Annotated in this window: 20 protein-coding genes; 8 read left to right on the top strand and 12 right to left on the bottom strand. The window is 56.1% G+C overall.

The genetic code is table 11. The annotated features are described in order from the left end of the window. Positions 1 to 15: 15 nt before the first annotated feature. Positions 16 to 1,041 carry an HTH-type transcriptional repressor PurR gene (purR, locus tag SPE70_RS14550; protein WP_004202888.1) on the bottom strand — a complete coding sequence of 342 codons (1,026 nt, stop codon included), beginning with the start codon at positions 1,039 to 1,041 and terminating at the stop codon, positions 16 to 18. A 292-nt stretch (positions 1,042 to 1,333) separates the two neighbouring features. Between purR and SPE70_RS14545 the strand changes: the two genes are divergently transcribed. Beyond that, positions 1,334 to 1,426 (top strand): cytochrome bd-I oxidase subunit CydH, encoded by a 93-nt coding sequence (locus SPE70_RS14545; protein ID WP_012968036.1) that lies wholly within the window; start codon positions 1,334 to 1,336, stop codon positions 1,424 to 1,426. A gap of 167 nt (positions 1,427 to 1,593) precedes the next feature. Further along, positions 1,594 to 2,760: an MFS transporter gene (locus SPE70_RS14540; RefSeq protein ID WP_064170293.1), complete on the top strand. Its 1,167-nt coding sequence runs from the start codon at positions 1,594 to 1,596 to the stop codon at positions 2,758 to 2,760. 62 nt (positions 2,761 to 2,822) lie between these two features. On the opposite strand, the gene sodB is transcribed toward SPE70_RS14540, so the two are convergent. After that, positions 2,823 to 3,404, bottom strand: coding sequence for a superoxide dismutase [Fe] (gene sodB, locus SPE70_RS14535; RefSeq protein ID WP_002907771.1), 582 nt, complete (start codon positions 3,402 to 3,404; stop codon positions 2,823 to 2,825). Between the two features lie 482 nt (positions 3,405 to 3,886). Between sodB and SPE70_RS14530 the strand changes: the two genes are divergently transcribed. Then, the gene (locus tag SPE70_RS14530; protein WP_008804621.1) at positions 3,887 to 4,372 is read left to right on the top strand and encodes a helix-turn-helix domain-containing protein; all 486 of its coding nucleotides are present in this window, start codon (positions 3,887 to 3,889) and stop codon (positions 4,370 to 4,372) included. Here SPE70_RS14530 and SPE70_RS14525 read toward each other — a convergent pair. Further along, the gene (locus SPE70_RS14525; protein WP_012968037.1) at positions 4,327 to 5,199 is read right to left on the bottom strand and encodes a C40 family peptidase; all 873 of its coding nucleotides are present in this window, start codon (positions 5,197 to 5,199) and stop codon (positions 4,327 to 4,329) included. The two genes, SPE70_RS14530 and SPE70_RS14525, sit on opposite strands and share 46 nt — an antisense overlap. Before the next feature lie 340 nt (positions 5,200 to 5,539). On the opposite strand from SPE70_RS14525, the gene SPE70_RS14520 reads away from it, so the two are divergent. Next, positions 5,540 to 5,887, top strand: coding sequence for a Grx4 family monothiol glutaredoxin (locus SPE70_RS14520; RefSeq protein WP_002907768.1), 348 nt, complete (start codon positions 5,540 to 5,542; stop codon positions 5,885 to 5,887). Between the two features lie 47 nt (positions 5,888 to 5,934). On the opposite strand, the gene rnt is transcribed toward SPE70_RS14520, so the two are convergent. From rnt to SPE70_RS14500, 4 genes are all read right to left on the bottom strand, one after another. Next, the gene (gene rnt, locus SPE70_RS14515; protein ID WP_008804623.1) at positions 5,935 to 6,582 is read right to left on the bottom strand and encodes a ribonuclease T; all 648 of its coding nucleotides are present in this window, start codon (positions 6,580 to 6,582) and stop codon (positions 5,935 to 5,937) included. 137 nt (positions 6,583 to 6,719) lie between these two features. After that, positions 6,720 to 7,127 carry a lactoylglutathione lyase gene (gene gloA, locus SPE70_RS14510; RefSeq protein WP_002907764.1) on the bottom strand — a complete coding sequence of 136 codons (408 nt, stop codon included), beginning with the start codon at positions 7,125 to 7,127 and terminating at the stop codon, positions 6,720 to 6,722. Positions 7,128 to 7,205: 78 nt separating this feature from the next. Next, positions 7,206 to 8,303 (bottom strand): alkene reductase, encoded by a 1,098-nt coding sequence (locus SPE70_RS14505; RefSeq protein WP_012968038.1) that lies wholly within the window; start codon positions 8,301 to 8,303, stop codon positions 7,206 to 7,208. Positions 8,304 to 8,356: 53 nt separating this feature from the next. After that, on the bottom strand, positions 8,357 to 8,956 hold the full coding sequence (locus tag SPE70_RS14500) for a TetR/AcrR family transcriptional regulator (RefSeq protein WP_008804625.1): 600 nt from the start codon (positions 8,954 to 8,956) through the stop codon (positions 8,357 to 8,359). A gap of 139 nt (positions 8,957 to 9,095) precedes the next feature. Here SPE70_RS14500 and SPE70_RS14495 point away from each other — a divergent pair, with 139 nt between their 5' ends. The 3 genes from SPE70_RS14495 (at position 9,096) to sodC (ending at position 10,874) form a co-directional block, all read left to right on the top strand. Next, positions 9,096 to 9,338 (top strand): DUF1289 domain-containing protein, encoded by a 243-nt coding sequence (locus tag SPE70_RS14495; RefSeq protein ID WP_008804626.1) that lies wholly within the window; start codon positions 9,096 to 9,098, stop codon positions 9,336 to 9,338. Positions 9,339 to 9,386: 48 nt separating this feature from the next. After that, on the top strand, positions 9,387 to 10,283 hold the full coding sequence (locus SPE70_RS14490; protein WP_008804627.1) for an aldo/keto reductase: 897 nt from the start codon (positions 9,387 to 9,389) through the stop codon (positions 10,281 to 10,283). Positions 10,284 to 10,352: 69 nt separating this feature from the next. Next, the gene (gene sodC / locus SPE70_RS14485; RefSeq protein ID WP_012541520.1) at positions 10,353 to 10,874 is read left to right on the top strand and encodes a superoxide dismutase [Cu-Zn] SodC; all 522 of its coding nucleotides are present in this window, start codon (positions 10,353 to 10,355) and stop codon (positions 10,872 to 10,874) included. On the opposite strand, the gene SPE70_RS14480 is transcribed toward sodC, so the two are convergent. From SPE70_RS14480 to SPE70_RS14470, 3 genes are read right to left on the bottom strand one after another with little or no spacing between them, the layout of a single operon-like run. After that, positions 10,867 to 12,891, bottom strand: coding sequence for an FUSC family protein (locus SPE70_RS14480; protein ID WP_012968040.1), 2,025 nt, complete (start codon positions 12,889 to 12,891; stop codon positions 10,867 to 10,869). The two genes, sodC and SPE70_RS14480, sit on opposite strands and share 8 nt — an antisense overlap. Next, positions 12,888 to 13,787, bottom strand: a complete 900-nt coding sequence (locus SPE70_RS14475) for an efflux RND transporter periplasmic adaptor subunit (protein WP_064170292.1) — start codon at positions 13,785 to 13,787, stop codon at positions 12,888 to 12,890. The genes SPE70_RS14480 and SPE70_RS14475 overlap by 4 nt, the downstream gene beginning before the upstream one ends. 10 nt (positions 13,788 to 13,797) lie before the next feature. Next, on the bottom strand, positions 13,798 to 14,034 hold the full coding sequence (locus tag SPE70_RS14470; RefSeq protein WP_004143834.1) for a DUF1656 domain-containing protein: 237 nt from the start codon (positions 14,032 to 14,034) through the stop codon (positions 13,798 to 13,800). Positions 14,035 to 14,206: 172 nt separating this feature from the next. Between SPE70_RS14470 and slyA the strand changes: the two genes are divergently transcribed. Further along, entirely contained in the window at positions 14,207 to 14,647 is a 441-nt protein-coding gene (gene slyA, locus SPE70_RS14465) for a transcriptional regulator SlyA (RefSeq protein ID WP_008804631.1), read from the top strand. Positions 14,648 to 14,683: 36 nt separating this feature from the next. Here the strand turns inward: slyA and SPE70_RS14460 are convergent, their stop codons facing one another. Next, complete coding sequence (locus SPE70_RS14460; protein WP_048964845.1) at positions 14,684 to 16,045, bottom strand: sensor domain-containing diguanylate cyclase; 1,362 nt, start codon at positions 16,043 to 16,045, stop codon at positions 14,684 to 14,686. Positions 16,046 to 16,265: 220 nt separating this feature from the next. After that, the gene (gene slyB, locus SPE70_RS14455; RefSeq protein WP_008804633.1) at positions 16,266 to 16,733 is read right to left on the bottom strand and encodes an outer membrane lipoprotein SlyB; all 468 of its coding nucleotides are present in this window, start codon (positions 16,731 to 16,733) and stop codon (positions 16,266 to 16,268) included. Positions 16,734 to 16,792: the final 59 nt, after the last annotated feature.

Genomic DNA, 16,792 nt, shown 5'->3' with positions numbered 1-16,792 from the left:
CGCCCGCCAGATGCCTTACCGACGATAATCGACAAACGGGCCATCCGCCACGGAGCGGCGTTCGACCAGACGAGGATGCACTTCGATAGACTGCGACTCTTCACGCTTATTAACGATACGATCCAACAGCATGTTAAATGCGGCTTCGCCCAGGGAATCTTTCGGCTGATGAATAGTGGTTAACGCCGGGCTGAAATAGCGGGCGTTACGCACATTATCATAACCGATCAGCGAAATGTCCTGCGGCACCCGCAGCCCCATTTCATCCGCCGCGCAGATAGCGCCCATCGCCATGATATCGCCGCCGCAGAACACCGCCGTCGGACGGTGCTGCTGGCTTAAGATCTGCTGCATAGCGCGGTAGCCGGACTCCGGCTCGAAGTCGCCCTGCACAATCCAGTTTTCCGGCACGCTGATATGCGCCTCTTTCATCGCCTGCATAAAGCCGGCCAGGCGGCCTGCGCCGGTGTTGCGCTCCAGCGGACCCGGGATCACGCCGATTTCACGATGGCCACGTTCAATCAGGTAGCGTCCGGCGATATAGCCGCCCTGGAAGGCGTTATCGATCACCGCATCGGTGAAGTCGGCTTTTGCTTCGCCCCAGTCCATCACCACCATCGGGATATGGCGATACTCTTCCAGCATGCTCAATACCGAATCCGGATATTCGGAACACATCACCAGCAGACCGTCGACACGCTTCTGCGCCATCATCGACAAATAGGCGCGCTGTTTTTCCGGATCGTTCCATGCGTTGCCGAGGATCAGGGTGTAGCCCTTCTGGAAGCAGCTCTTTTCAACAGACTCAATAATTTCAGCAAAATAGGCGGCTTCGCTACTGGTCGCCAGCAGACCAATCGATTTTGTATGATTGACTTTCAGGCTGCGGGCCACGGCGCTCGGCGAGTAGTGCAGCTCTTTGATCGCCGCCCACACCGCATTGCGCGTCTCTTCGGCAACGAAACGGGTTTTGTTAATTACATGTGATACAGTTGTAGTGGAAACGTTTGCGCGCTTCGCTACATCTTTAATAGTTGCCATTACATCTCACTCCATGCCTTGACCTGATCGCCTGATCATCGATACGTAAACGTTTGCCTACACACACCCTGAATACAATTTTCAACATTGCATCACGTCGGGAAAACGACACAGAACGACAGGAAGGGGTCAATGGCCGATACGCTTTTAAATTAGCGTGGGATTTTGTCCGATCTTGGGGCAAAGTGGAAGAGCAAAAATGTGCATCGCCCTAAATCCCGGAAGATTTTTGCGATTTTTTGTGCAAAAATGAGCAAGCTCACTTTTGGTGTGGGGATAACAAGAGGGAAAAATGATGGATACCAATTTAAAGTTTTCGCTGATCACCACGGTTATTGCCCTCGGCGTGATCGTCGCTTTCAGCCTGACCGCCATACTGCACTAATGTTCCAGTGAGGGAGGAGCGCGGCCTCCTCCCCGTATCCCGCCATTATTATCAATTCTGCAAAAATCTTTTGTCATTTCGTTCACTTTTGTTTTTTTGTGATTGATGTCATGCTTTTGACTTCTGATGTTACGCCGTCCTCTCTGACGGTCTGATGGAGTCATTGAATGAAAATCAACTTTCCTTTACTTGCGCTGGCGATCGGCGCCTTTGGCATCGGTACCACCGAGTTCTCCCCAATGGGATTGCTGCCGGTGATTGCGAAAGGTGTGGACGTCTCAATCCCAGTGGCGGGAATGCTGATCAGTGCGTATGCCATCGGCGTCATGGTCGGCGCGCCGTTGATGACCCTGCTGTTGTCCCATCGCGCGCGGCGCAATGCGCTGATTTTTCTGATGGGGATCTTCACCGTCGGCAACCTGTTGTCATCCATTGCGCCGGATTACACCACCTTGCTGCTGTCGCGCATTATTACCAGCCTCAACCACGGTGCTTTCTTTGGCCTGGGGTCAGTGGTCGCAGCCAGCGTCGTGCCAAAGCATAAGCAGGCCAGCGCGGTAGCCACGATGTTTATGGGGCTCACCATCGCCAACATCGGCGGTGTACCGGCGGCGACCTGGCTTGGCGAAACCATCGGCTGGCGGATGTCCTTCCTGGCCACAGCGGGGTTAGGCCTGCTGGCGATGGTCAGTCTGTGGTTCTCTCTGCCGAAGGGCAGCGCCGGTGAGCGCCCGGATGTCAAAAAAGAGCTTTCAGTCCTGCTACGCCCGCAGGTACTCTTCGCCTTGCTGACTACCGTGCTCGGTGCCGGGGCAATGTTTACGCTGTATACCTATATCTCGCCAGTGCTCAATACGCTGACCCACGCTTCATCGCTGTTTATTACCGCGATGCTGGTGCTGATTGGCGTTGGTTTTTCGCTGGGCAACTATCTGGGCGGCAAATTCGCCGACCGGTCGGTCTCTGGCACGCTGAAAGGCTTTCTGCTGCTGCTGATGGCGATCATGCTGGCGATCCCGCTGCTGGCGCAATCCCAGGCCGGAGCGGCCATCAGCATGATTGTATGGGGCGCAGCCACCTTTGCGGTGGTTCCGCCGCTGCAGATGCGGGTCATGCGCGTGGCGCATGAAGCGCCGGGGCTCTCTTCTTCGGTGAATATCGGCGCGTTCAACCTCGGCAACGCGCTGGGCGCCGCCGCCGGTGGGGCGGTGATCTCTGGCGGACTGGGCTATGCGTTTGTGCCGGTGATGGGGGCGATTATCGCCGGTCTGGCGCTGCTGCTGGTCTGGTTCAGCGGACGAGCGCAGCCGGAAGAGGCCTTTGCCCGCCAGTAACGCGAGTGTAGGGAAGGGCTAAAAAAAACCGCAGCCGGGGAGACCCTGCTGCGGTTTGTCGTTTATGCCGCCAGGTTGGCCGCAACAAACTTCCAGTTAACCAGCGCCCAGAAATGGTCCAGGTAGCTTGGACGGGCATTGCGGTAGTCGATGTAGTAGGCGTGTTCCCAGACGTCAACGGTCAGCAGCGGCTTCGCGTCGGTGGTCAGCGGGGTACCGGCGTTGCTGGTGGAGACGATAGCCAGGCTGCCGTCGGCATTTTTGACCAGCCAGGTCCAGCCCGCGCCGAAGTTTTTCGCTGCGGCATCGGTAAATTTGGCTTTAAAATCCGCAAAGCTGCCGAAGGATTTGGCAATCGCGGCCGCTAACTCGCCTTCCGGTTCGCCGCCGGCGTTCGGCGCCAGGCAGTTCCAGTAGAAGGTGTGGTTCCAGACCTGGGCTGCGTTGTTGAATACGCCGCCTTCAGAAGTGCGGACGATCTCTTCGAGAGATTTGCCTTCGAACGCAGTGCCTTTGATCAGGTTGTTGAGGTTAGTGACATACGCCTGGTGGTGTTTACCGTAGTGATATTCCAGGGTTTCTGCGGAAATGTGCGGCGCCAGGGCGTCTTTTGCATATGGTAATGCAGGTAATTCAAACGACATTGCTACTCTCCTTATAACTTTTTGTTTTTCTCACATTGACAAGATGAGGTTTTCATCAGAATCGTGTTCTGGCCACCCGGCGCTGTCGCGTCACGGGCTGTTATTGTATTGAGAATGTTAACATTTGCCGCAAGCAGTGAAAAGCCTTACAACGATAAAGGCTATTGCCGCAGGCGCAACTGATGAAGGCTTAACCGTTTTCTACAGGGCGAGGCGTCAAACCGCTCGCAGATGTTGCAAAAATGTATAAGGAGACGCCGTCTGCGCTTTTCCGACTCTCGCAGGGAAGGTTTAACGTCTTCTGCTTTTTCTCTGACGATCGCAGCCGCGCATCATGGTTGAGGGTGATATGTCTTTAAAATTAATGGTTTAATTAAAATATGCGCCCAGGCAATCGCCGCTATGCCAATAATTCATTGTCTATTTTACTATTTGTATGACAAATATGACCGCCGACATGAATTTCCCACAGGATGGCTACGATGGCAAAAACAGGTGAGGTGGTGAGCCCGAAGATGATCCCGGTTGTACAGGGGATCGTTGACTGGATCGAAGCCCATATTTTAGACACCCTGCCGGTCAGCACGATTGCGAAAAAGTCCGGTTATTCGCACTGGTATTTCCAGCGGCAGTTCGCCATGGTGACCGGCTGCACGCTGGCGAACTACGTCAGTCGGCGAAAAATGACCATTGCGACAATCTATTTAACGCAGACGCAAGCGTCGATACAGAGTATTTCTCAGTGCCTGGGATACGACGGACAGGCCGCTTTCTGCCGGACCTTTCACCGTCACTTTGGTATGTCGCCCACCCGCTATCGTCGGGAAGCGCCGGGCAAGGAGATGAATATGCAGTATCCTTTGACGGTAGAAGGGAAAGACGCGCAGGTGAGGCGGTCTGCCGCCGTAGCGGCAGACCAGGATCAGCGAATGGTTTTCGGCGTCATGACGCGACGAGCGCCAACATAATGGCGAACCCAGTAATCCTCGCTCAGGGAGGTGATTTGTATATCACGACCTGTGCGTGGTGATTGAATAAATTTCCCGTTGCCGACGTAGACGCCAACGTGGTCGGCAGTACCGCGTCCGCGGGTGCGGAAGAAGACCAAATCGCCGCTCTGCAGTTCATCACGATCCACCGGACGCGCATCGCGCAGGTGGTACATTTCATTAGCCGTACGCGGGATGTGAATTTTGACCAGGTCCTTATAGGCGTAATAAACCAGTCCGCTGCAGTCAAAACCGGTACGTGGCGAGGTGCCGCCCCAGCGATAGGGTTTACCCAACTGGCCCATCAATTTGTTCATGGCGGTACTTTGCGCTTTCTGCACCCGGACTTTATGGGCGTCAGCGATCGTTAAATTCGCATCGCTGGCCTCAGGTTTACAGCGTTTTTTATAGCCCTTACGCACCACGCATTTGCTTTTGACGCTGTTCAGCGCCAGGGTCGGCTCGGCGCTGGCGGCGACCGTTTTCGCGCACTGCTTTTTATAACCTTTACGCAGCACGCATTTTTTCGTCGCGCCGGCGGCCTGACGATGAAGTGCGGTTTGGCTTGCTGCGGTAGTGCGGGAAGGGAGTCGGGTGCTCGAGGACTTTTTACTGGTGGTTTTAGCGGTGGTTTTACTTTTTTGACTGGTAGCTTTTTTCTTGCGCTCTGAGCCACTTTTCGCGGGCAACGCCTTTGGCGAAGCGGAGGCGTGCGTATGCCCTGACGCCTGAGCCAGTGGCGTGAATGAGATAGATGTGAACAGTAATGCACAGAGCGATATCGCGATTTTGTTTAGCCGCGCCACTGAGCAATCCCCTGATTAATTACAGACATGTACAAATGCCTGACGATGAATGACAAACCGGAATGATTCTAAAGCATAAAAACCCGGAAAGTTAATATTCTTTTGTATCAAAAATGTCGATTGGTTAACGATTGCAAGAAAACGCGTCAGACATTGACCGTCTCGCACAGAAAATGCGCAATGAGCGCCCGCCTGCGACGGCAAAATGATATTTTTAAGGCAACTTCGCGCAACAGAAGATAAAATATGAATAGTGAAAAAAATGTTATTATCCGTCCTGCCTACAGGACGCTACAATGACAAGTTACTGCCGTAGAAAGAAGTTTAAGGAAGCACGACAATGAGCTCGACTTTAGAAAAGATCCAACGCCAAATCGCTGAAAACCCGATCCTGTTGTACATGAAAGGGTCGCCGAAGCTGCCAAGCTGCGGTTTCTCTGCCCAGGCCGTTCAGGCGCTGTCCGCCTGTGGCGAACGTTTTGCTTACGTTGATATCCTGCAGAACCCGGATATCCGCGCCGAGCTGCCTAAATACGCCAACTGGCCGACTTTCCCGCAGCTGTGGGTAGACGGTGAACTGGTGGGCGGCTGCGATATCGTCATCGAAATGTACCAGCGCGGTGAACTGCAGCAGCTGATCAAAGAGACGGCGGCGAAGTACCACACCGACGAGCCGAAAGCGGAGTAATTCCCGCCATCCGTAAAAAAGCGACTTCCAGGAAGTCGCTTTTTTTATTACTCCGGGGTGGCCACGGGCAGCGGCCAGCCGCCCAGACGCTTCCAGCGGTTCACAATCTCACAAAACAGCTGCGCCGTCTGCTCGGTATCGTACAGGGCGGAGTGGGCCTGCGCGCCATCGAACGCCATACCCGCGGCGATACAGGCTTTGGACAGCACCGTCTGGCCCAGCGCCAGCCCGCTCAGCGCGGCGGTGTCGAAGGTAACAAACGGATGGAACGGGTTGCGTTTTAGCCCCGCGCGTTCGGCGGCGGTCATGGTGAAGCTGTGGTCAAAGGTGGCATTGTGCGCCACCATGATGGCCCGGCTGCAGTCGCTCTCTTTCATCCCTTTGCGTACCATTTTGAAGATGGCATGCAGGGCATCGTATTCGCTGACGGCGCCGCGCTCCGGGTCGTGCGGGTTAATTCCGTTAAAGGCCAGCGCTTCGGGCTGCAGATTGGCGCCCTCGAAAGGTTCAACATGGAAATGCAGCGTTTCATCGGGCATCAGCCAGCCTTGCTCATCCATCTTCAACGTAATGGCGGCGATCTCCAGCAGGGCGTCGGTTTTGGCATTAAATCCTGCGGTTTCAACATCAATCACCACCGGATAAAAACCGCGGAAACGGTCGCACAGACCATTCAGTTGAGCATTCTCGGACATCAGATTCTCTTAGCTGGAAAAAAGTAGCGCGCATTATGGCAAATTTTGCCGCGGCTTGCAGCAGGCAGGGGTGAAAACAACGGGCGCCGCAGCGCCCGGGCGAGCCATGGCATTAAAGAGGCCTGGCTCGGGAAGCGTTAGTTGCCCAGACCTTTGCCGGCATCTTTCTCTTCAATGAGCTCGATTTTGTAACCGTCCGGATCTTCCACGAAGGCGATGACGGTGGTGCCGCCTTTTACCGGGCCGGCTTCACGGGTGACGTTGCCCCCGTTCTGGCGGATCCGTTCGCAGGCTTCGGCGGCGTTGTCGACGCTCAGCGCGATATGGCCGTAGGCGGTGCCCAGCTCATAGCTGTCCACGCCCCAGTTGTAGGTCAGTTCGATCACCGCGGTTTCGCTCTCTTCGCCGTAGCCGACAAAGGCGAGGGAGTACTTGTACTCCGGGTTTTCGCTGGTGCGCAGCAGCTTCATGCCCAACACGTTGGTATAGAAGTCGATAGAACGTTGCAGGTCGCCAACGCGCAGCATGGTGTGGAGTAAGCGCATAATGTCCCCTATGCAGTTTATTTGATAGATCAGAACCTTGAGTATAGCGGCGATACGTCGCCGCTATCAATGGAGGGATTACAGCGTAGGGTAGTCGGTGTAGCCTTCCGCGCCGCCGCCATAGAAAGTTTCCGGGCGCTGGGGGTTGAGCGCCGCTTTTTTCTGCAGACGGGCCACCAGATCCGGGTTGGCGATGTAATCGCGGCCAAAGGCCACAGCATCAATGAGCCCTTTATTGATAAGATCGTTAGCTTTTTCTACCGTGTAGGCGCCAGCGCCAATGATCACGCCCGGGAAGCGGTCGCGAACTTTCTGACGGAAGGCTTCGCTGTACGGCTTGCCGCCCGCCCAGTCCGGCTCGGACATGTGCAGATAGGCGATACCGCGTTTCGCCAGTTCGCTAATCAGATACAGCGCGTCTTCTTCTTCGTTCGGGCCATTATCCACATTCTGGAAGCTGCCAATCGGCGACACGCGGATGCCGATCCGGTCAGCGCTCCACTCTTTGCTCACTGCGTCGACCACTTCCAGTACCAGACGGGCGCGGTTCTCCACGCTGCCGCCGTACTGATCGGTACGCTGGTTCGCCGACGGCGAGAGGAACTGGTGCAGCAGATAGCCGTGGGCCGAGTGCAACTCAACCAGATCGAAGCCAGCGTCACGGGCATTGCCGACCGCCTGACGGAAATCGTCGACGATCCCCGGGATCTCTTCGGTTTCCAGGGCACGCGGCATCGAGGTGTCGGCGCGAATAGCATGGCCGTTTTCATCGCGCAGGGAGGTGCGAGTACCGGCGCTCAGCGCGGAAGGCGCTACCGGCGCGCCGCCGCCAGGTTGCAGGCTGCTATGGGAAATACGCCCGGTGTGCCACAGCTGGACGGCGATACGGCCATTTTCCGCATGAACACCGGCGGTGATTTTCTGCCAGGCGGCAATCTGCTCCGGGCTGTGCAGGCCCGGCGCGCCGGCATAGCCTTTGGCCTGGGCAGAAATCTGCGTCGCTTCGGTGATGATCAGGCCGGAGCTGGCGCGCTGGCGGTAGTATTCGCCCATCAGCGGGGTAGGGATATCGCCCGGCTCGATGCTGCGCAGACGCGTCAACGGCGCCATAAATACGCGATTAGGGACGGTGACCGCACCGACTTTCAACGGGCTGAATAATTTTGCTTCCGACATAGTGACTCCTGAGTAGACCGGTCGTCTAGTAACTGATGAAATAAAAACGCCTGTTATACCGCAGGCGCCGCAATAATCTGTTTGGCGTGGGCAAGGGCGCTTTCCAGCGGCCTTGCGCTACGCGTAATTTTGGCCTGCAGGTTGGCCCCGAGCCACAGGGAATACAGCACCTGCGACAGGGTCATGGCCTCGCCGTCAAACGCCAGACTGCCTTCCTGACGTCCTTTCTCCAGCGCGTCGCCCAGCAGGGCGATAATCTGACTGGCACCATGGTCCATGGCGGTACGCATATCTTCCGACAGGTCGCAAACCTCTGCCGACAACTTGACGGTAAGACAGCCGCTAATAATCCCCTGCTGGCAGAACTGATTCAGCGTGTGCTGATAATAAGCCAGCAGGCGGTCACGATAGTTGCCGTCGCCATGATCGAAGTGGTCGACCAGGCGCTGCAGATATCCGGTGTAGTGATGTTCGAGCAGCGCGACGCCGAAGGCTTCTTTAGAGCGAAAGTAATGGTAGAAAGAGCCCTTAGGCACTTCCGCCGTCTTCAGAAGTTCGCTCAAGCCCATTCCGGTAAAACCGCGATGCATGCAGAGCTGCTCGCCGGTGACCAGGATATGTTCTCGGGTATCGCATTCGCTGTGTCTGTTCATGGAGCACACTGTAGTAGACCGATTGGTCTAATGCAAGCGTCGGCGGAAAAATGTTAGCTGGCGCAGCACGTAGTGAACAAAATTTGCGTCGGCGCGGGGAAACGTCTTCAATGAAAGGAGACGAGGGGACAGGAGACGTGTGGTGGCAGAGCAGTTAGAGTTTTTCCCGGTGCAGAGCCCGTGCCGGGGAATATGTCAGACCGACGAGCGCGGCTACTGTCGCGGCTGTTTCCGCAGCCGTGAGGAACGTTTTAACTGGCAAACGATGAGCGATGCGCAGAAACAGGAGGTGTTGCGTCTCTGCCGCCAACGGCTGCTGCGCAAAATACGCGCGAACAAGCCGGAACCGGCGGAAGAACCGCAGCAACCCTCACTGTTTTAAACCAAAAAGTACGTATACTCAGTACACTTTTTTATTGAGGAAGCGGTTATGGTTCAGCGTATTGCTATGGCTCCCCAGGGGCCGGAATTTTCGCGTTTTGTGATGGGCTACTGGCGTCTGATGGACTGGAAAATGTCGCCAGGCGAGCTGGTCAGCTTTATTGAACAGCATCTCGATTTAGGCGTAACCACTGTCGATCACGCCGATATCTATGGCGATTATCAGTGTGAGGCTGCCTTTGGCGAAGCGCTGAAGCTGGCGCCGCATCTGCGTAATCGCATGGAAATTGTCAGCAAATGCGGCATCGCCACCCGGGCGCGGGCTGAAAACACCATCGGCCACTATATCACCGACCGCGACCACATCGTGCTGAGCGCTGAGCAATCGCTGCGTAATCTGGCGACGGACCATCTCGATCTGCTGCTGATCCATCGGCCGGATCCGCTAATGAATGCCGATGAAGTGGCTGAGGCGTTCCTCGCGCTGCATCACAGCGGAAAAGTGCGCCACTTTGGCGTATCTAACTTTACCCCAGCCCAGTTCACTCTTCTGCAGTCGCGCCTGCCGTTTACCCTGGCCACCAATCAGGTCGAAATCTCGCCGGTGCATCAGCCGCTGTTGCTCGACGGCACGCTCGATCAGCTGCAGCAGCTGCGTATTCGTCCGATGGCGTGGTCCTGCCTTGGCGGCGGACGCCTGTTCAATGAAGAGGGCTTCCAGCCGCTGCGCGATGAGCTGGCGCAGGTAGCGCATGAGCTCAATGCCGACAGCATCGAGCAGGTGGTCTACGCCTGGATATTGCGTCTGCCCTCGCAGCCGCTGCCGATTATCGGCTCGGGCAAAATCGAACGAGTGCGTTCAGCGATCGTGGCCGAAAAACTTAGCATGACCCGTCAGCAGTGGTTCCGTATCCGCAAAGCCGCGCTCGGTTACGACGTACCGTAACGGGCATTTCGCCTCCGGAAAGGCGTTCCTGGTTTACACTTAACAGGGAGACAGCCATCCGGAGGTGTTATGCAACGATGTATTCTCGCGATCTTATCCCTCGCATTTTGCGCTGGCGCACAGGCCGTCAGTGAAGATGTTCAACTTAATCTCGTGACCCCCCAGGGCGTCGGGCAGTCCATCGGCAGTGTAAAAATCACCGAAACCGACCGCGGCCTCGAGTTCGCCCCCGAACTGCGGGCATTGCCGCCGGGCAAGCACGGCTTTCATATTCATGCCGAAGGCAGCTGCCAGCCGGCGATGAAAGAGGGCAAAGCGGTGGCCGCCGGGGCGGCGGGCGGACATTATGACCCGCAACATACCGGGAAACACGAAGGGCCGCTGGGCACCGGGCATCTTGGCGATCTGCCTCTGCTGGTGGTCAACGACGCGGGCGTGGCCGACCAGCCAATTATTGCCCCACGTCTGAAAACGCTGAATGAGGTGAAGGGGAAAGCGCTGATGGTCCACGTGGGCGGCGATAATATGGCCGACAACCCGCAGCCGCTGGGCGGCGGCGGCGAGCGGTTTGCCTGCGGGGTGATTAAGTAGTCTTTTCGCCAATCGTGCCGGCGATCGGGGCCTGTTCCAGCTGTGACAGGGCGCAATACAGTCGCCAGATTGCGGCGGCCAGCTCCCGGGCCGCTGGCTGATGATGGTGGTTCAGGACGTCGCAGATCCGCAGCAGCTCCTGCAGGGTGGAGGCCAGCGGGCGCTGCTGCACGCCGCGCTCGCTCATCACATCGCGCAGCAAATTGATGCACAGGTCGCGCACCTGGGCGAGGGGATCGGAGCGGGTTTCCCATTCCCGAAGCTGCCAGACGACGTGCGAGCAGTTGAGCAACACCACCCCCCAACGTAGTAGCCAGCGCCGTGCCAGGGCATCTTTACTCTGACTGAGCTGGCTGACATGGTGGTACACCAGCGATTCAAATTCATGTTCGCTGTGCTGGGGATGGCGGCTGAGCTGATCGACAAAGTGACGCCGTAACGCTCTGATATGGCGCCGTCCTTTACGGGCGTCTGAGCCCGGGCTGAGCACCGCAAAAGCCAGCCAGGCAAAGCCCACGCCGACAATCTTGCTTAAGTTATCATTGAAAAAAGCCGCATAGTCGTACACCGGCGGATTGGTGACGGAGATAAACGAGCCCATAAACACGATAAGCTGTCCCCACAGGCCGGCATATTTGGGCCACTGTAGCTTGAGCAACTGCATGGTGGTCAGCAGCGGGAACAGAAATAGCAGAAACTGCCACAGGTCGGTTATCTGCACCATCAGGCCGAACTTCACCACAAAACTGAACAGCGACAGCAGCACCAGGGTCTGCATCAGCAGCGTCAGCGATCGAAACGGCGAAGCCGAGACCGAATAGAGCACGCAGCAGATGGAGGCCAGGGTCAGGGCAGCCGCGCAGCTGGTCCACTGGGTGCTGATCCCCCATGCGCCAATCGCCACCAGCGCGCAAAAAGTACGGATGCCATTGAGCAAGGCCTCTGCCTGGTCGGTGTGGCGGGCCAGGGCTGGCGCCGAAGGTACGTTGAACTCGGCGATCGCCGACGCATTCTCTACCCGGCGGATCCAGCGACTGCTTTCCAGATAAATGCGACAGAAATAGCGCAGTCGCGCCCAAAAGGCGATATGACGGTAATCGGCCTCCGGCGGCGGCGCCAGAGGCGCCAGAATGCGGGCGACATGATAGCTGTCAGCATGGGGAGCAGCGAGTTCAGCAAGCAGCGACTCCAGCACCTGACGAGTGTTCGCCGGCGCGTCCGGCCAGTTCAGCAACATACGTCGCAGACTGGAAATGACGCTGGTCATTCGGAGCTGCTGATGCAGCAGGTAGTTCAGCAGGGGATTCTGCCGACGGAAGCGGTAGTGACTCCAGAAGGCCTGGATGCGCAGCAGGTTCATGGTGAGGATCTGACCAATCACGCTTTCGTGAGCGGTGCGGATGGCATCCGTCGTCTCCGGCACCCACAGCAGGCTGGCGTGCTCCAGCAGCCGGGCGTGCATGGTTTTCAGGGCCGTCAGCAGGTTGCTGCCGTCGGAGGTGCTGGGCAGGATCATCATCATGAGTCCGCCGCAGAGGATCCCAACGATGACTTCGCAGACGCGCGACTGAGCGATCACCCAAAGTTCGTAGCTGTCGCTGATGTTAATCACCGGAAACGCGATGATGGCGCAGGTATAGCCGGCAAGCTGAAAGGCGTAGGCCACGTTGTTGGTGAACAGCGCGCAGGCCCAGGTGCACAGCGCCAGCCAGCCGGAAATACTGAACAGAAACAGCCAGGGATCGTTCAGCGTATGGCCCGCCAGCAGCAGGGCGGCGCAGGCGCCGAGCAGGCTGCCGGCGATGCGGCCAAAGCTTTTACTGATCACGCCGCCGACGGTGGGAAAGCTGACCACTGCCGCGGAGGTCATCGCCCAGTACGGCTCATCGAGATCCAGCGCGTAGGCGATGCTTAACGCGAGACACATAGCGATGCCGTTACGCAACGCGTATCGCCACTGTGGACGGGTGGCTTTAACCCAGGGCAGTGTGCGCCACGACAGGGCCTGCAGATTCATTGCTGCCCGCCGATCGAGACAGTGCAGGTGGTGCCGGAGACCAGAGTGACGTCCGCCGGTAGCTCATTAAAGGCAATCCGCACCGGAACGCGCTGCGCGAGGCGTACCCAGGGGATATTCGGTTTGATGTTGGCCACCAGCCCGGTTCCCTGTTCCACGCTCTGATCGACAATTGCCCGGCCGATGCTGGCGACATGCCCGTGCAGCGTCTGCTGATTACTGTAGAGAATAATCTGCGCCGGATCGCCGATGCGGATATGACGCAGTTTGGTCTCTTCAAAGTAGCCCAGCACGTAAAACGAGTGGCTGTCTACCAGAGCAAAGACCGGGTGGCCGGTAGTGGCGTAATCGCCGACGCGGGTGGAGAGGTTGGTCACCCAGCCGTCCACTGGCGCTTTGACCGTTGTTTGGCTTAACTGCCATTGCGCATGTTTCAGCATCGCTTCGCTGACGCCCAGTCCCGCTCTGGCGGCCGCCAGGTTGGTGGTGGCCGTATTCAGCGCGGTGTTGACGTTCTCAAGATCTTCAGCCGAGATCGCATTCTGCGACAGGTTGCGACGACGACGAGCCTCGCTGGCGGCCTTCGTTTGCTCAGCCTGCGCTTTCGCTACCTCGGCTTGCGCTTTCGCCTGCTGCGCCTGGGCGTTCAGCACGGCGATACGGTAGGGGGTGTCGTCGATAGTGAACAGAACATCCCCGGCGTTGACCCGTTGGTTGTCCGTCACGTTCAACTGCAGAATGCTACCGGAGACCTGAGGGGTGATCCCGACCTGCTCTGCACGCACTTTGCCGTCGCGGGTCCAGGGGGACTGGGTGTAGAAATTCCATAACAGCCATGCGGCGATCAGGGCGATGGCCGCAACCAACAGCGTTGACAGATATTTTAGTTTTTTCATAGCAAGGAGATCACCAGGCAATCAGTAACACCAGGGCCAGACAGACCGAGAGCGCGAACAGGGAGAGATCCATCAGCAGGGGATGCCAGATGTCGCCGGCATACATCCAGTCACGCAGCTGACGATGTAAAAACAACCAGATAAAAAAACCTAATAAGACGGCTTTGAACAGCGGAGGGAAATAGACGGACGCGCCGAACACCAGGTCCTGCAGCGGCAATCCGGATGTGTTAAGACTCAGTTTCACAAGCAAAAATCCTTTGCCATTACAGGGGTAACCTCAGAGCGTGCTACGCTATAACAGTGTAAATCATTGTTTTGGTTTTTGTTGAATCAAGTAATTCATTTGTTTTGATAATTCAAATGCTGCACACTATTCTAAAATCAGTATAATAACTTAGCAAGCTAATTATAAGGAGATGAAATTGGAATCGCCACTTGGTTCTGATCTGGCACGTTTAGTCCGCGTTTGGCGCGCGCTAATCGACCATCGCCTGAAACCTCTGGAGTTAACGCAGACTCACTGGGTCACGCTGCATAACATCCACCAGCTGCCGCCTGAGCAGTCGCAGATCCAGCTGGCGAAAGCCATCGGCATTGAACAGCCGTCGCTGGTGCGCACGCTCGATCAGCTGGAGGAGAAAGGGCTTATTTCTCGCCAGACCTGTTCAAGCGACCGGCGGGCCAAACGCATCAAGCTCACTGAAAAAGCTGAACCGTTGATCAATGAGATGGAAGAGGTGATAGGCAAGACCCGCGATGAAATCCTGTCGGGGGTGTCAAAGCAGGAAGTGGAAACGTTGCTCCACTTAATTCGTAAACTTGAACAAAATATCCTCGATCTCCAGGCAAAAGATTAATTTTTTAGCGGCCCGGGTTGCCCCGGGCCGTTTTTTTTAGTCGCCAGGGTGACGCCAGACCACCACCCGATTACGCCCGCTGTTTTTCGCTTCATACATGGCCGCATCTGCGCGCTCGACGCACGTTTCTGCGCTCACGCTTCTATCGCGCGTCGTATACAACCCCATACTGATGGTCATTCGCTCCGGCAGAGGGTGTTGCTCAGCGTTGACGGCCAGGCGGATACGCTCGGCGATCGCCAGGGCGTCTTTCTCGGCGGTGTTGACCAGCAGCAGGGCAAACTCCTCACCGCCAATGCGGGCAGCAGCGTCATCCGCGCGCGAATGGTTCTCCAGTACCGAGGCGGCAAACTGGATCACCTTGTCGCCGGCGACGTGGCCATAGTTATCATTGATGCGTTTGAAATGATCGAGGTCACTGATAATCACTGACAGCGGATGCTGGGGGTTTACCTTCGCCAGCTGCTGGTTCAGGGTGTCGTAGAAGAAGCTGCGGTTATAAAGCCGGGTCAACGGGTCGCGAATCGAGTTCTGGTACGAGTTGACATACTTATGGTTAGACTCACGGTAGAGCATAAAGACGTCGACCAGCAGCACCAGAATCAGGAACAGGGTACAAAGCGTTTCGAAAAAACGCGCCTGGTACCAGGTCTGATCGAGTTCCCCGGCGGTGGAGACTAGCTGGAAGAGGGTGTAAAGATAAGCGCTGCAAAAAAAAGCGCCGCTAAACCAGAAAATATTGCGTAGTTTACTCAGGCTAATTAATAAAATAAGCGTGATAAACCAGATAGCCATCAGCAGCCAGCCGATAATACTTTGCCACAGCGGCGTGAAGGTATGGCTAAGATTGTCGATAAAATTGACGCTCAGCCACGGCGAGTGGCTGGAGTACATCCACGATAAAAAAATAATTGTTAATGTAAAAACTATACATGCCGCGAATGTAATCACGTGTGCTTTCAGCGAGTGCATGATGCGCTGGCGGAAGTAATACAAAACAATAGATGACATGAATAATACAGCCATCATTATATTGCGAAAGAAATAATAGATAACGGCGTCATTTTGATTAATGACCGGGGTCGTGCTGCAGGTAAGCCAGTCCGGATAGCTGCTGAGGGTGCCCAGCATCAGCAGCGCTGAACAGGCAAAGCCGAAAGCAACAGGTGTAAGGTACAGGCGGCGCTTGTTGCTCCAGTATTTCATGCCCATAAAACAGGCAATAGTAATATGAAAGACCATCAGAAAGCTGGTCAGTAGAGGAAATAATATTGATGAGGTAGTGCTGAAACTGGTATGAAAAAAAGCGGTCACTCCGGCAATGCCGAACCCGGCCAGTAAGCAAATAAAAACATATATAATAAAACGTTTAGCAACATGATTGACATGTTTGAGCATAGGCAAGATCCCAGAGAGAAAAGCAACAGCGACGTTCAGTCGACAAAGTATTATGACAATCTGAGAGTAGTGGGGGCGGTGAGATAAGATATTGCGCAGGCGCAATGATTGATGAACTACTTGAATATAATATATCTGATTGCTAATACGAATCTATTACGGTGGAATAACCGCGGCTGAAAAATACGATGCGGCGCAACGGGCCGCATCGCAAGGGGTGTTATCGAGGAGAAACGGTGACCTGGCTGCCGCTGCCGGCAATGGCGACGCGCTGACCCACAGAGAACGGCGTGCTGCCCTGTTTCTGCACCACCAGAATGGTGTTGCCATCATCCTTACGGATTTCCAGTTCTACGCCCTGGGTTTTGTTCATTGCACCCTGAACGCCCTGGCCTGCGACGCCGCCCGCGACAGCGCCAGCCGCGGTGGCAAGAGAGCGTCCGGTACCGCCGCCGATGGTGTTGCCGAGGAACCCGCCGAGCACTGCACCGCCAATGGCGCCGATGGCATTGCTGTCGTCGCCGCTCTGGATCTGCACGGCGCGCGTATGCACAATCGTACCGTAAGTTACGCTCTGCACCTGTTTGGCTTCAGATGCGGAATAAACGTCGCCGGACAGGCCGCTGCTGCTCACGCAGCCTGCGAGCGTAAAACCAATCATCGATACAGCCAAAACACGTAAAATCATTTATGAATCTCCTGTTCACCGAAGGTGTTCAATTGAACGTCCATACGGTTAATTATATG

The sequence above is a fragment of the Klebsiella sp. ZJOU C1 genome (assembly GCF_035620215.1).
Lineage (GTDB): Bacteria > Pseudomonadota > Gammaproteobacteria > Enterobacterales > Enterobacteriaceae > Klebsiella > Klebsiella variicola.
The sequence above is the reverse complement of the archived record's forward strand: the minus strand, read 5'-3'. Positions and strand labels throughout refer to the sequence as shown.